We start from the raw sequence: 501 nt of genomic DNA, 5'->3' as shown, positions 1-501 counted from the left end.
CCTTTTTATTGTTCACGAGCGTTGGATGTATACAATGATAGGAAAGAGCAAGCTTACGGTTTTACATTGGGTTTTGATTGGGACAACCGCGATAGCGCACGTAACACGACCCGAGGCTCGCATACCTCTTTGAATTTGACGACGGGCGCAGAAAGTTGGCAATCAGAGGGGCTGTGGCTCAAGTGGGAATTCCAAAATAGCCAATATTACTCGCTGGGGCCTCTTGGTGATTGGTTTGATCAACAAGTACTGGCCTTGGATTTTTATACAGCCGACACACCAACTTGGAATCAATGTGATGGTGTTGTTTGTAGTCGTCCGCCAGAGCAAGAACAAGTTCGTTTGGGTGGGTTGTACCGTTTGAGAGGCTATACCGCGGGTCGTTACCATGGACGCTCTGCAATTCACTATTCTGCCGAATATCGGGTATTACCAGACTGGCAGCCTCTGGACGACATTCCCATTATCAATTACTACGATATGCCTTGGTGGCAATGGGTT

1 protein-coding gene is annotated in these 501 nt (G+C 47.7%); it reads left to right on the top strand.

Annotation, left to right across the window (positions count from 1 at the left end; translation table 11 throughout):
* On the top strand, positions 1–501 hold a 501-nt coding region (locus R7O13_RS31410; RefSeq protein WP_412125762.1), incomplete at both ends, for a BamA/TamA family outer membrane protein.

The organism is Vibrio sp. Y176 (assembly GCF_033438945.1).
Note: the sequence above shows the minus strand (reverse complement) of the source record. Positions and strands in the feature narration are given on the sequence as shown.